The sequence below is a fragment of the Glaciecola sp. G7-5 genome (assembly GCF_055808975.1).
This window is the reverse complement of the sequence record NZ_CM147892.1, coordinates 2983032-2996903: the sequence shown is the minus strand read 5'-3', so window position 1 is coordinate 2996903 and position 13872 is coordinate 2983032. Positions and strand designations below refer to the sequence as shown.

At 40.4% G+C, this 13872-nt stretch carries 18 protein-coding genes; 9 read left to right on the top strand and 9 right to left on the bottom strand.

Annotated elements, in window-relative coordinates; translation table 11 throughout:
- The first annotated feature begins 193 nt into the window (after nt 1-193).
- A complete protein-coding gene (locus tag AC0L6H_RS13215; protein WP_473389502.1) occupies nt 194-802 on the top strand; it encodes a TetR family transcriptional regulator in 609 nt (202 codons plus the stop codon).
- A gap of 42 nt (nt 803-844) precedes the next feature.
- On the opposite strand, the gene AC0L6H_RS13210 is transcribed toward AC0L6H_RS13215, so the two are convergent.
- Together AC0L6H_RS13210 and cls are read right to left on the bottom strand one after the other, a co-directional pair.
- Nucleotides 845-1612 carry an endonuclease/exonuclease/phosphatase family protein gene (locus AC0L6H_RS13210; protein ID WP_473389501.1) on the bottom strand — a complete coding sequence of 256 codons (768 nt, stop codon included), beginning with the start codon at nt 1610-1612 and terminating at the stop codon, nt 845-847.
- Nucleotides 1613-1684: 72 nt separating this feature from the next.
- On the bottom strand, nt 1685-3139 hold the full coding sequence (gene cls, locus AC0L6H_RS13205; RefSeq protein ID WP_473389500.1) for a cardiolipin synthase: 1455 nt from the start codon (nt 3137-3139) through the stop codon (nt 1685-1687).
- Nucleotides 3140-3188: 49 nt separating this feature from the next.
- Between cls and AC0L6H_RS13200 the strand changes: the two genes are divergently transcribed.
- Nucleotides 3189-3656: a PGPGW domain-containing protein gene (locus AC0L6H_RS13200; RefSeq protein WP_473389498.1), complete on the top strand. Its 468-nt coding sequence runs from the start codon at nt 3189-3191 to the stop codon at nt 3654-3656.
- Between the two features lie 95 nt (nt 3657-3751).
- Here the strand turns inward: AC0L6H_RS13200 and AC0L6H_RS13195 are convergent, their stop codons facing one another.
- Entirely contained in the window at nt 3752-4015 is a 264-nt protein-coding gene (locus AC0L6H_RS13195; protein ID WP_473389497.1) for a hypothetical protein, read from the bottom strand.
- A gap of 163 nt (nt 4016-4178) precedes the next feature.
- On the opposite strand from AC0L6H_RS13195, the gene AC0L6H_RS13190 reads away from it, so the two are divergent.
- The 7 genes from AC0L6H_RS13190 (at nt 4179) to AC0L6H_RS13160 (ending at nt 9848) form a co-directional block, all read left to right on the top strand.
- Complete coding sequence (locus AC0L6H_RS13190) at nt 4179-5657, top strand: ATP-binding protein (protein ID WP_473389495.1); 1479 nt, start codon at nt 4179-4181, stop codon at nt 5655-5657.
- Complete coding sequence (locus AC0L6H_RS13185) at nt 5657-6355, top strand: response regulator (RefSeq protein WP_473389494.1); 699 nt, start codon at nt 5657-5659, stop codon at nt 6353-6355. Before AC0L6H_RS13190 ends, AC0L6H_RS13185 begins: the two co-directional genes overlap by 1 nt.
- 178 nt (nt 6356-6533) lie before the next feature.
- A complete protein-coding gene (locus AC0L6H_RS13180; RefSeq protein WP_473389493.1) occupies nt 6534-6968 on the top strand; it encodes a universal stress protein in 435 nt (144 codons plus the stop codon).
- 115 nt (nt 6969-7083) lie between these two features.
- Nucleotides 7084-7335, top strand: a complete 252-nt coding sequence (locus AC0L6H_RS13175; protein WP_473389492.1) for a YdcH family protein — start codon at nt 7084-7086, stop codon at nt 7333-7335.
- Nucleotides 7336-7516: 181 nt separating this feature from the next.
- Nucleotides 7517-9310 (top strand): ABCB family ABC transporter ATP-binding protein/permease, encoded by a 1794-nt coding sequence (locus AC0L6H_RS13170; protein WP_473389491.1) that lies wholly within the window; start codon nt 7517-7519, stop codon nt 9308-9310.
- Nucleotides 9311-9321: 11 nt separating this feature from the next.
- Entirely contained in the window at nt 9322-9606 is a 285-nt protein-coding gene (locus tag AC0L6H_RS13165) for a hypothetical protein (protein WP_473389489.1), read from the top strand.
- Nucleotides 9603-9848 (top strand): DUF3820 family protein, encoded by a 246-nt coding sequence (locus AC0L6H_RS13160; protein WP_473389488.1) that lies wholly within the window; start codon nt 9603-9605, stop codon nt 9846-9848. Before AC0L6H_RS13165 ends, AC0L6H_RS13160 begins: the two co-directional genes overlap by 4 nt.
- Here the strand turns inward: AC0L6H_RS13160 and AC0L6H_RS13155 are convergent.
- The 6 genes from AC0L6H_RS13155 to AC0L6H_RS13130 all read right to left on the bottom strand — a co-directional run bounded on the left by AC0L6H_RS13155 (nt 9837) and on the right by AC0L6H_RS13130 (nt 13844).
- Complete coding sequence (locus AC0L6H_RS13155; RefSeq protein WP_473389486.1) at nt 9837-10562, bottom strand: transposase; 726 nt, start codon at nt 10560-10562, stop codon at nt 9837-9839. The two genes, AC0L6H_RS13160 and AC0L6H_RS13155, sit on opposite strands and share 12 nt — an antisense overlap.
- A gap of 109 nt (nt 10563-10671) precedes the next feature.
- Complete coding sequence (locus tag AC0L6H_RS13150) at nt 10672-11223, bottom strand: hypothetical protein (RefSeq protein WP_473389485.1); 552 nt, start codon at nt 11221-11223, stop codon at nt 10672-10674.
- Nucleotides 11224-11232: 9 nt separating this feature from the next.
- Nucleotides 11233-11394: a hypothetical protein gene (locus AC0L6H_RS13145; RefSeq protein ID WP_473389484.1), complete on the bottom strand. Its 162-nt coding sequence runs from the start codon at nt 11392-11394 to the stop codon at nt 11233-11235.
- A 264-nt stretch (nt 11395-11658) separates the two neighbouring features.
- Nucleotides 11659-11991, bottom strand: a complete 333-nt coding sequence (locus tag AC0L6H_RS13140) for a helix-turn-helix transcriptional regulator (RefSeq protein ID WP_473389482.1) — start codon at nt 11989-11991, stop codon at nt 11659-11661.
- Nucleotides 11992-12003: 12 nt separating this feature from the next.
- The gene (locus AC0L6H_RS13135) at nt 12004-12231 is read right to left on the bottom strand and encodes a type II toxin-antitoxin system RelE family toxin (protein ID WP_473389481.1); all 228 of its coding nucleotides are present in this window, start codon (nt 12229-12231) and stop codon (nt 12004-12006) included.
- A gap of 272 nt (nt 12232-12503) precedes the next feature.
- Nucleotides 12504-13844 (bottom strand): class II 3-deoxy-7-phosphoheptulonate synthase, encoded by a 1341-nt coding sequence (locus AC0L6H_RS13130; protein ID WP_473389480.1) that lies wholly within the window; start codon nt 13842-13844, stop codon nt 12504-12506.
- Nucleotides 13845-13872: the final 28 nt, after the last annotated feature.

The following is a 13872-nucleotide window of genomic DNA, read 5'->3' as shown; positions in this document are numbered from 1 at the left end:
AATTCATAGATAGCAACCTTTAATACCCTCAATAAAACGAGGGCTTAGCGTAAAATATAGTTAATGAAGGGAATATACATACATGCATGTATGTTGTCAATTGGCGAATTTAAGGTTATGATAAAAAAGTACTTTACATAGTGCATAAAATACAACGACATAACGAAAGTAGTAGGTAGAGCGGTAAACGACCATGCGAAAAACGAAAGAAAATGCTGAGCAGACTAAACAGGCTATCCTAGATGCAGCAATAGAATGCTTCAGCGAACATGGCGTTGCGAAGACCACACTCGAGCAAATAGCAAAAAGCGCAAAGGTAACCCGAGGCGCAATCTATTGGCACTTCACAAGCAAGCAGGATATTTTTGAAGCACTACATGACCACTTGCACCTGCCCTTTATTGAAAGTATTACCGAAGGGTTAGAAGGTGTAACGTCCAATGCCATCATACAACTTGAAAAAGTTTGTACTGAAATACTTATTGAAATCGAAATTAATGAAGCGAAACAAATAATACTCACGCTCTTTTTATTACGCTGCGACTATTCGGGCGAGTTTACTAACAGCAAAGAGCGATTTAACGAAAAGAAAAAGCTCAAAAACCTAACCTTATCTAAATACTTTGACAAGGCAAAAGAGCAAGGTATTTTGCCATCCGATACCGATTCTATGCTGCTCACCATTGGTATAAGTGCATATTTGCGCGGTATTGTGGTTGAGTATTTAGAAGATCCTGACTTATTCTCAATGAAAGATAATGCCGCCAGGCTCATCGCCCTATTCTTCGCAAATATAAAGTAAGCGATTCACGCAGCAGTAAAAAGCGTTTGTCGCCCTTTTTTATTATTCTCCATCAGGCGTCGTAGCCATTGTTAGACTGATTGGAAAATGATCAGACGAATGCACATTTGAGTGCACCACGCTATCTATAAGCACCAAACCTTTATAATAAACATGGTCCAAATGTTTCAACAAATGCTGCAACCTTGGTTTACGAAACAAGTCTGCTTTAATAAGACCGAGGGACATCGCTCGCGCATTGAAATAATTAAGCCTTTTTAGATTCCACGTATTAAAATCGCCTGCCAATAAGGTGGGACCGCTATGATAACGCAAGATCTCAAACACCTGATCTACATTAGCTTTAAACTTTTCAAAATTAACGAAGTTTATGATGTGGGAGTTTACTACCAATAGCGACTGCTTACTGTGAAGCAAAGGATAGCGTGTAGCCAATACCATTTTTTTTGTTTTTGAAATGGGTTCACTGTGTGTTGATGCCGAAAAATAGTGTTTATCACTTGCTACCGTTGAGCCTGTTTTGACGCCTGTTTCGTGCTCAGTACGCAGGTCTTTAAAGCTGCGTGCCATAATCCACTCGTGCCGCGTGGACTTTTTAAATTCAGCATCAAAAGGGGAATTTGTGATTGCTTCTTGAAGCATCACTATATTCTTATTTTTTGACATGCTTTTGAAATCTTTGTGCCACCCTACTCTTTTGCACTTAAACACATTCCACAACAATATTTCGATATTTGGACCTAAGCTAGTTTGTGACGAACAGCCCATAATCTTGAGTGATTCTACTGCGCTGTATCTGTTTTTAAGCATAAAGCTTGATACCTTTTAATACGCCTATGGAAGTGGTTGCACAGCGACAATTGAGCAAACTATGCGAGTTAATCATAGGTACGGTGAAAACAAACGAAATAGATTATTTCGAATCTTATATATCATGGGGATTTTACTCAGATCACGAGCAAGGACCATATCTGCATTTTGTCGTTTGTGTTCGAAAAACTCACTCAACTGATGGTTTAAAGACTTATCAAAGCACTCCAAATTAATCTCGAAATTAAATTCTAGGCTTCTAGCATCCCAATTACTTGAGCCTATAAAAGACCAAATATCATCAATCACCATCATTTTACTGTGGTCAAAAGGCCGTTCATTTTTATATATCTTGATACCATGCTCGATGATGCGTTGAAAGTTTGCCTGCATTACCCAATCCACAAAAAGTACATTACTGCGCTTAGGAATAATAATTTCCACACTAACGCCACGAAGAGCGGCCGCATGTAGCGAAGTCATTAGGGTTTGATCCGGTATGAAATATGGCGTCATTATTTTCACGCTTGTTTGAGCGCAAGCCAAGGCATTTATGAGTGTCCAACGTATCTTGTTATGATCTTCATCAGGCCCATCTTCAATAACTCTGGCAACTACCTTGCTTTGCGCCACTTGTTTATCTGTTTGTGTTACATAATTTGGGTAATGAATTAGCTCACCTGTAGCAAAAAACCAATCCTCCATAAATACTTGGATTATTTGATCTATGACCGGGCCGGTGACCTTAAAGTGGATATCATCTATCGGATTTTTTGCCGAAGCAACCAAGTTGTTTTTACTAATATTCATGCCGCCTACAAAGGCAACTTGGCTGTCTACACAGAGTATTTTACGGTGGTTACGCAAATTAATAAAACGAAGGCTACTAAGTGAAATCGCGGGCAAAAAACGTGCTGTATTGATGCCATGTTTTTTCAATGCTCTATCTGACTTTCTCCAGCTATAGCTGATCCCAATACCGTCAAGCAAAACCTTAATCTGAACGCCGCGTTTATGGGCATCAACTAAAGCATTTACAAATTCACGTCCAAGAGAATCATATTCAAAGATATAGCTAGACAATAAGACATAATCCCTTGCGCTTCGGATTGCATCAATCATTGCTGGGTAGGCCTTATCACCATTGATTAGGGGCTCGACTTCATTTGCAGTAAGGTAATTTAAGGGATGAATAGCATAGCCAGCATGCATTGCACGTTGCCATTGACTAGGGAACTGATGCAACTTGTGATGCACCTGTTGTGGCAAAAGATCTTTTTTAATTGTCTGAGGGTAGATTCGTTGTGCCGAACGTTTAATTCGGTTTATCCCAAAAAACCAATAAAATAAGCTACCCAACACTGGTGAAAATACGACTAAACCAATCCAAGCAAGTGAGGTTCTTTCATTTTCTTTGAACAGCAGGATGTGTAATGATGCGACTATGGACAAGCCAGTGTGCAAAACGAGAATGATGCTTATCCAGTAGAGATAAATCCAGTCAAATATTGCGTTATATATTTGCATTGCACCTCCTTTTGGACAGTTTATATTAAATAGATGACGGAAACTAAACGTGCTGAGTGAATATTACAACAACATTGCGAATTATTTAAGCGAGACGCTAGGCACGACCGTTATTCTTGTCATTGTGGTAAGCACAAGTCTTTTATCACTCGCCTACCTCATACTCATGGGCTACGTTATTGCGAGAATGGAAAGCACCTACTTTATACGAAAAGACAAAACAGACGCAAAACAAAAAGTGGTGCACCCTAATCCTGAACGAAGGCTTATGCGAACTGGTTTTACCCTTGCTGTTGAGCTAGTAAAAGTGATTATTGGTCTTTGTTTATTAATCGCAGGAATAATAATGCTGGTTTTGCCTGGCCAAGGCATTATTACCATACTGATAGGTTTGAGCTTGCTCCCTTTCCCCGGTAAAGACAAGTTAGTCAGCAAATTACTATCTAAAAAATCGGTGCGGGCAAGTTTAAATTGGCTTCGCACTAAGGCAAAGAAAGATCCATTTATTTTTGATTGAGACAACACAATTAGGCCAGCGTCAATAAGTTGAGCTGACCTAGATAAAAACCCTAGCCATTAACATGCAATGTTATAGCTTTGGTTTAACGCTTGTTACTGCTGCTCACGCTGAGGATGGTCTTCAGGCATTGCTACCATTACTTCCTGCATCAATACACAAGTGCCTGTCACTTCATGTCCATGCGGCGTTGTAAAAGTCACCTGCTCTCCTTCGCTCTTATCAGCGCATGCCTCAATGGCTTCTTTAGGCGGCCCTCTGCGGTCGCCTTGTTTAGAGTTAGCAAGAAGCGTATTGCTCAACAATAAGTTTGTGGCGACTAAACTTACTAAAATTAGGGATGTTTTTTTAACGTTCATAGTATATGTTCTCCAAATCAGTTCTCACAGACTATCTGTGACCTTTTAACTGTAGGAGAAAGTTAACATCAAAAAGTAGAGGAAATGTGCAGATTTGAAGGATTCTAAGTGTATTCGCTTCTTATCGCTAGTCTCTTTGAATCGCTCTGGCTATACTTAGTTCATGAAATTATCTACGAAACTTTTTTTGACCTTACTAGCCTTAACCGCTGCAATGTTGTTATTGGCGATGGGCTTAGCACGTTATAGCTTCCAACAAGGCTTTCTTGAATTTATCAGTGGCATGGAAAACGCACGTTTGCAAAGCATATCTCAACAACTCGTTGAACAATACGAAAGCAATGATCAGCAATGGACATGGTTACAAGAGCAAGGTTTAGACAGTCTTGCTCAAGCAGGTATAGCAAGTAGTCGCCCGCGGCCCAGACCTGACGACTTTCCTAAAACTCGAAAACCGCCGAAAGGTCAGAACCCGATGGACGGTTCGCAGGGACCTCGTCGTGGCAGGCCAACAGAGCCACCACCGCCAAATATGCGCCAAAGACCAAGTTTTGCTAGTGGGCCCGCAACCGCAGTATTTGACCAAAACGGCAGCTTTATTTCAGGCACTGATAAAAGTGATATTGAACGTGCATTATTTGTGGTCCCACTTTACAGCAATAATCGTAAAATTGGCGAGTTACGCAGTTGGCCTACTGTTGAAGGTAGTTCAGAATTAAGTGGCTTATTTGCACGTCAACAATTTTGGTCAAGTATCAGCATAGTTATTTTTTGTGTGCTATTAGCAGGCGCGCTTTCTTGGTTGCTCGCGCGGAAATTACTTGTCCCTATCCATCAATTAAGAAACGCAATTGCAAGCCTTAATGCGGGGAAATATGGCCAAGAAATTAATTCATCACGCAAAGATGAATTAGGCACCTTAATGGCAAATGTAGATAGTTTGAGTCAAACCTTGGATAAAAATCGCAGCGCTAAAAATAGAATGTTTGCCGATATATCTCACGAACTACGCACACCGTTAACCGTGCTCTCTGGTGAAATAGATTTGCTAAAAGCGGGTATTCGCCCCTTTAATAACGAGAATCTACTATCTCTAGAACAAGAGTCCAATAGGCTATGTCATTTAGTCGATGATTTGTATCAGTTGTCATTGTCAGATTTAGGTGGCCTGAAATACACTTTCGTCAGGCATAACTTTTCAGACTGTTTGCTCAAAAACGTTGATGCCTTTATTCAGCGCGCTTTGCAGCAAGGGATTGAATTACAGACCAAGATAGCGCCCAATATATACTTTTCTTTTGACGAAAAGCGCATGGAACAACTCATTTCTAATTTACTGATGAATGCGATTTCCTATACCGATTCGCCTGGTATTATTGAAGTTAAGCTAATAGCTGATGACTCAAGCATTATACTTTCAGTCAGCGATAGTGCACCTAGTGTTAGTATAGACCAATGCGAACGCTTGTTTGATCCTCTATACAGAATGGATGCTGCGCGCACACGCAGAGAATCAGGTGCGGGCTTAGGTTTAGCTATCGCTAAGAATATTACGACCGCCCACCATGGCACTATAGAAGCATCACCTTCAAGCTTAGGTGGTTTATGTATGTTACTTACTTTTCCTAAAACGAGCACCTAATGAACGTAGACAAACAACACATTCTTATTGTCGAAGATGAACCCAAAATTGCCAGTGTATTAGCTGAATTTTTGCAAGCCGATGGGTTTGCTACCACTATTATGCATGATGGCCTGCATGTGGTTGAGACGGTAAAGAAACAAGATTTTGACCTGCTAATTTTGGACATAATGCTCCCACATAAAGACGGCTTAACGATATGCAAAGAAATACGTGCTTTTAGCGAATTACCCGTATTGATGTTAACCGCGCGCATTGATGAAATAGACCGCTTAATGGGCCTAGGTTTTGGCGCCGATGACTATGTTTGTAAGCCTTTTTCTTCGCGCGAAGTAGTTGCAAGAGTACAAGCAATTTTGAGGCGTAGCAAAAACCAAAATGTAGCAAGCCAACAAAGCCAAGATATACTTTCATACAAAAATATTAGTATAGATATGGCGCGCCATGTGTGTAGTGTCAATGACACAAAAATAGAGTTAACACCGGTCGAATTTAAATTATTACAAACCTTGATTTCTAAACCGGGCTTTGTGCACTCTCGCGACAAACTAATGACAAGATGTTACGACGATTCCCGCATCGTCAGCACGCGCACAATTGATAGCCATATGAAAAATTTACGCCACAAACTTGCCAGCGATGAACAAACAGGCAGTCTGCTTCACTCGATTTATGGCGTCGGCTATAAAATAGAATAATAAGGTTCACCATACATCCTCGATTTTTGCACCTTTACTGCACATTTGATTGCTACTCAGGTTAAATATCAGTTGGAGCTTGACCCATATCAATGACTTTTCTAGCATTGTTGCTATTATATAACTGTGTTCAATCAATCCCATGTTTATGTAGTCTTGGTAATACGGAGTATTTGCTATGAGTAACTATAAAAATATCGTTGTTGCAATAGATATCAACGCCGAGCATGAAAGCGTAATTAAAAAGGCATTATCTGTTTGTGACTCACCTGAAAACTTAAGGCTTGCCTACGTTACCTTGCCAACATTATATATTCAGCCTTATTTTTACGGCATCGATTACGCCGACATCGATGATTCAGGCAGAATTGAAGAAGCCAGAAAGCAACTTGAAAGTATCGCTAATAAATTTGGTATAAGCCAAGATAAGGTTCACTTGAAAGCTGGGTCTGCGGCAGATGAAATAAAGCAATACGCTGACAGTGTAGACGCAGATTTAATTGTAATTGGTACGCATGGTCGCAGTGGCATCAAACTGTTACTAGGCTCTACTGCTAACGCAGTTTTACACGGTGCGAAACAAGATGTTCTCGCAGTTAGAGTTTACGAGTAACACTAGTTTCTAAACAGCTGTTAGTAGGGTCCGAGTACAAAGCAAAACGGTTTGTTCGGCCTCTATTAATTTAAAAAAAATAAAACACATCACACCCACAAAGGAATTAAGCATTATGCAAATTGAAAAACATACTCTGTTAAATGAGTTTCCTGATCACCACCACACAATTAGACATTTAAAGATGAACGATGCGCATTTTAGCAAGTTGTTCGATAACTACCATGAAGTCGAAGGCGAAGTACATAAGCTCGAACAAGACAACTCACCCGTAGAAGATGAGTACCTCGAAACCTTAAAAAAACAGCGCTTAAAACTCAAAGATGAGTTATTCGCTATGATCAAAAAAACCGAAGACGCTATTTAGTTATACGCTCGCGCCGTCACTATTACTTAGCTAATAGTGACGGTCTAAAACAAAACACCTCAATCACTCACTAATATTGCAAACCCGACTAATATATTTGCCTTCAAACTAAGGCCATATCATGTATATTAGACCCATCTCGTTTGTAAACTTCGTTGTATTTATTGTATAGGCATATTAAGTGCGTTCACCTCGTTTTCCTGTTAATGAAGAAGCTAGTTTTAACTGGCGTGTCTTAAAAAAACTTTGGCCTTTCTTAATCGAGTTTAAAGCTAGAGTTATGTTGGCAATTAGTTGCTTGATTGGCGCTAAACTTGCCAGCGTTGCCTTGCCGTTTATCCTTAAACATATTGTCGACAACCTCAATATAGAGAGCACTAGCGAAACGCTTTTGGCCGTTGTGCTTTCGCTTATTGTTGCTTACGGCGCACTGCGCTTAGCAAATGTGCTATTTGGTGAAATACGCGATACCTTGTTTGGCCGCGTGACCGAGCGTGCAATGCGCCGCATCGGTTTAAAAGTATTTAACCACCTGCACAGACTCGATTTAAACTTTCATTTGTCACGCCAAACAGGCGGATTGTCTCGAGATATAGAACGCGGTACCAGCGGCGTTAGCTTTTTAATGCGTTTTATGGTCTTTAATATTGTCCCCACCCTGCTTGAAATATCGATGGTGGTCGCGGTGCTTTTTTATAACTACGGGTTTACGTTTGCGCTTGTTATTGTGCTCGCGGTTGTCAGTTATGTGACCTTTTCAGTAAAAGCAACTGATTGGCGCACCAAGTATGTTAAAGAGCTTAATCTAGCTGACAACAATTCTTCTACCCGCGCAGTCGATAGCCTGCTTAATTTTGAGACAGTAAAATATTTCAACAATGAAAAATACGAAGCTGACCGTTACGATGTTGGTTTAGCAAACTGGGAAAACGCGCGGCGCAAAAATCGACTTTCTTTATTTGCCTTAAATGGTGGCCAAGCTTTCATTATTGCGATTGCAATGACGAGCATGCTTGCGCTTGCCTCTATCGAAGTAAGTAAAGGAAACATGACCATTGGGGATTTTGTATTGGTTAATGCCTTTACGATGCAAATATTCATGCCTCTTAATTTCTTAGGTTTTGTATACCGAGAAATAAGAGGGTCGCTCACAAATATAGAAAACCTATTCACCTTGTTAGAACAAACACCCCTTATTGTTGATTCAAAAGATGCCAATACTTTGGTCGTCAGCAAAGGAGAAATTCGCTTTGAACATGTAAACTTTCGCTATCATGAAAAGCGCGCAATAATTAACGATCTATCGTTTACTATAAAAGCAGGCACCAAGGTTGCCGTTGTGGGTGAAAGTGGTGCCGGTAAATCGACCTTAGTGAAGCTACTTTTTCGTTTTTATGACCCCAGCGAAGGTGCGATTTATATTGATGATCAAAAAATCAGTGACGTCACCCAAGATTCGTTGCGTAAACATATTGGGATTGTTCCCCAAGATACAGTGCTATTTAACGATACCTTGTATGAAAATATAAAATATGGACGCCCAGAAGCAAGCGAAGAGGAAATTGCCCAAGCTATTAAACTGGCGCATTTAGATGAATTTATCTCTCGATTGCCCGACAAAGAACAAACTCAAGTTGGTGAGCGCGGGCTAAAACTCAGTGGCGGCGAAAAACAACGCGTTTCTATCGCGCGTACTATACTTAAACGGCCACCCATAATGGTTTTTGATGAAGCCACATCATCTTTAGATTCGCAGTCAGAACAAGCCATTTTGCGGGCCTTACAAGAAATATCGAAGGGCCATACAAGTTTTGTAGTTGCCCATCGGCTTTCAACCATTATGGATGCTGATATCATTATAGTAATGTCTGAAGGTAATATCGTTGAGCAAGGCAATCATGAAGACTTATTGGCAAAAGAAGGCTTGTATAGCCGTTTATGGAATGCCCAACAACAAAAACCAAAACAACAATAAAGAGGAAGAACATGCTATTTGTATTGACCATGCTACCGAGTTTTTTACTCGCGATTATTTTCGCCCTTAATTCACAAATGAATAAATTAAAGTACGCTTGGCTAGTTTTAGTCGTGTTTCCCTTTGTGGTTATTTTTTGCATACTCAATATACTACTGCCAGCACCAGCAGCAACTGCAGACGCGCCTGCGACTGGATTCTTGTATATAGTGATAGGTTTCCCAACGTCCGCCATATCGCTTACGATTTATCTTCTAATGACAGCCAGCAAGCGCAAAAAACCAGCCGACAAATGAGCATCGATAACCGTTTAATCAACCCAACCAACGACAATCAAGCATATTTGATTGAAACGGTTAACACAGCAATGCCTTTTGGAAAATACAAAGGTAGTAAACTGCTTCACCTACCCGAACCCTATTTAGTCTGGTTTCATAAAAAAGGCTTTCCAAAAGGCAAATTAGGCGAACAACTCGCCTTGATGTACGAAATAAAACTCAACGGATTAGAGAAAATGCTCACCCCTTTAATCAAGTGAAAGAGCAAAAAAGGGGTCAGGGTTACTTTTTTTAGAAGGCCTTCCCATTTTCCCAGTTTTTAGTTTGTCTCCAATCAAAGCTTCTATTTCTTGTTTAAATTTGTCATTACCAAGCACTAATTCTTTATTCGAACAGGCTCGTATTGTATCTATCAAGGGTTGTGTTAGCGCGTCTTGAAACAACGAACGATAAGTATCCTGACGTTTAATTGAGGTATGCTCTAATTGTAAATAGACGTCATGCGGCTGACAGAGGTCAGATTGTGTTCCTAATGCATTAATTCGATAACTTGACCATTTGTATTGCGCTGGATCGTTAACCATTTTCGCACGAACAGGGTTTAATTCTATGTAGCGATAAACGCTGAGTAAATAGCGTTTATCGCAAACAAGTGAAGATTTAAATCGTCCTTCCCATAGTGTCCCTGTTCGCTTGTAGTTATCGTTAAAATAGCGAACATACTGCCTGCCTAAAGACTGCATCATTTGACTCACGCCTAAATTTTCAGACTGTGGCGTACATAACAAATGTACATGATTTGTCATTAGCACCCATGCATGAACAGCAACATCAAATTTTGCGCTATATTGCTTTAACCAGCTAACGTAAACTATATAGTCTTGCTCACACGTAAAACATATTTTGCGATTATTGCCTCTTTGTACGACATGCTGGGGCACGTCTTTGGGGCCAACTCTCCTGTGTCTTGCCATATTGATTCCATTGATGTTCGCCAATTCTTCAATATAAAACACGGCAGAAATTTTACAATCCTGTACTAAGTAAGACTAGACCTAAGGATTAAGTGACCCTGCCCCCTTTTTATTCCCAATCGCCATAGTAGCCAACAATGGTCCAATCATCCCCGAAGCTTTTAAAGATTGATGTAACGCCTTTTTCAATCATTTGTTCATGTATTTTAGCGCAAATATCTATTTTGTTTTCACATGCTACAACGTCTGATTCAGCTATAATTTCATTCGCATTATCGAAGAAATACTTTTCGGAGAAATATATAAGGTCTTCATAACCTTCTACACGCTTCACCTGTGTGAAAACCGTTTTTGACAAATCTAGTCGGAGAATATCGAATTCGTCTTTTGGCTGAATAAGAAAAAATTCATCGTCAGGGTCAATGAACCATGGTGATATAAAATCTGGTGTTTCACTACTTTTTACGTATTTTGATGCACGCTCAATAATACTTGCATCATTTATTAGACTATTCTCAACGGACTGTATCTTTTCATTAATAATTTTAGTTTTATCAATGTCAGATAAGGAGCTACTCTGTGAACAAGCACTAAAAATAATGACAACAAATATTGCTACATACCAAATAGCGTTTATCTTTTTGTTAATAACTGCCATCACATGTAAACCTCATTTTCTGGCTCTTGAACGAATTTGTGAATATTTCCTTTCCCACCTCGTCAGCAGAAAAGGGAAACCACCACCAAAAGGAAAATCAACAATATCAGCTTGCCCAAAGGTATTAGCAAATCGATTCCAAGCGTGTTCTACTGCAGCAAACGCTTTACTCATTTGCTCGAGGGCTTTTTATGCATTTAATGACAAGCTATTGTTATGTTAAGCGCTGCTGGTGAAGTCCGGCTAAGGGCTTTTCGGCTAGCGTAGATAATAAGCCATGTGCATCAGTATGTGCCCCGCAAATTCAACGCGTTAATTCCTTTTGCCAAATTACCCAGTCGGATTATTCAATATATATGAATACAACTTAATGCTCTGGCTACTTTCTGGCATTTGAATAAATGACGGTTATGTAACACTGACCCCTTTTTACTATCTTCAAACTAAATCATCTATGTCTACATTCAAAACGGATGCTAAAGTCTTCCATGTGTTAATAGAGCCCTTTTGTTTACCTTTTTCAAGTTCAGCGATAGTTGCTTGAGTCAGTCCAACTTTTTGAGCAATTTGCACTTGAGTAAATCCCCGAAATTCGCGATACACGCGCAGAGGACTTTCACCTTCAATCAATCGTTCAACTAGCTCAACAGGAAAAGTTTCATCACTACCTGACTTAGCTTCGTCATAAGCAAGAACATCAAGTATATCTTCAAAGTCACTTGGCGATATTGCTATTCTACCGTCGCTTAATTTTTCATGTTCAATATTCATATCACATCACCTTTAATAGATACTACCTCGATAACCTGCCCGTAAAACAATTATCCCATTTACTATTTCAAAGATTGCTCTCATGTTACCAACTCGCAGCCGATATCCGTTTCGTCCTTGTAGATTTTTGACATCTCCTTTCCCAGACGCTTCATACTCCTTCAGAGCATTAAGTAGCCGCAGAGCATCTTGCTTTTGCATCTTTCTCAATTGTTTTTGAGCAGTTTTAGAAATCTCCATAGTAACAATATAGCTTTTAACTATATAGTTTTCAACTATTATTGCCGCTACGCAGAGTATCTAGACCAAGGGATGCTCGAGTATAACCCTGTTTCAATAGGCGATGCCGTGGCTATTTACGTTGCTGATGGTGATCACAGCGTCAATAGAATTGCTAAGTTTTGGGAAAAAGGAGCCGCTAATTAGCGGTATCAAAAACGTTTATAACCTTGGGTTCGGAAACGTGTTTGAAGGCTCCTTGGGATTAAGTGAACCTGACCCCCTTTTTGCTTTTATCTTTTCAGGTGGTCAGCAACTAGAAAGGCCATTTCAAGGACTTGGTCGGCATTGAGGCGCGGGTCGCATTGGGTTTGGTAGGCTTGAGCTAAGTCGTCATCGCTTATTTGATATGCTCCACCGGTGCACTCGGTTACGTGTTGACCTGTCATTTCTAAATGAATGCCTCCGGCATGGGTACCTTCTGCTTTATGCGCATCAAAAAATTGCTTTATTTCGCTTAAGATGGCATCGAAATTACGTGTTTTATAACCGCTAGAGGCTTTGATCGTATTGCCGTGCATGGGGTCTGAACTCCATACAACATGGCGTCCTTCTTGTTTTACTCGGCGCAATAGACGAGGCAAATTCTTGGCTAGCTTGTCAGCGCCCATGCGCGTAATGAGTGTTAAGCGCCCGGGTATATTATTTGGGTTTAAGGCATCAATTAGCTTAATTAGCTCATCTTCTTGCATGCTTGGACCAATCTTAACGCCTATTGGGTTGTTGATCCCGCTAAAAAATTCAACGTGCGCGTGGTCTAGCTGGCGTGTTCTCTCGCCTATCCAAAGCATATGAGCAGAACAATTGTAGGGTAAACCGGTAAGTGTATCTATGCGTGTAAGGGCTTGCTCATAGTTCAGCAATAAGGCTTCGTGAGAAGTAAACAAACTTGTTTCATGCAAGGCCGCATTTGTTTTGCTATCAATCCCAATAACGTCCATAAACGCAAGGGTATCTTCAATACGCTTTGCCATGTCTTGATAACGGTTTTTAAGCGGATTGTTTTCAAGAAACGCCATATTCCAACGGTTCACTTGATGCAAATCTGCAAGGCCGCCTTGTGCAAACGCACGTAATAAATTAAGCGTTGATGCACTGCGATGGTAAGCGTCTAGTAAGCGAGTTGGATCTGGCTCTCGTGCTTCGGGCGTAAACGCAATATCATTGATAATATCACCTCTATAGCTCGGTAACTCAACGCCATCAATCACCTCGGTATCGGCTGAACGAGGTTTAGCATACTGCCCTGCCATTCTGGCCACTTTAGTTACGGGGCAACGCCCAGCGAAAGTCATTACAATCGCCATTTGCAAAATAACTTTGAAGGTATCTCTTATTTTTGGCGCGTTAAATTCTGCGAACGATTCGGCGCAATCACCACCTTGCAGTAAAAAGCCTTTGCCTTGTGATACCTCACCTAATTGCTTATATAATTGACGAGTTTCTTCAGCGAACACCAACGGTGGATAACTAGCTAGCTTTTTCTCTACTTCACTCACTAACGCTTTATCTTGATAATTCGGTTGTTGTAATATTGGCTTGTTGCGCCAACTATCAATGCTCCACTGACTCACTATTGATTCTTCCTTTTCTAGGCTGATG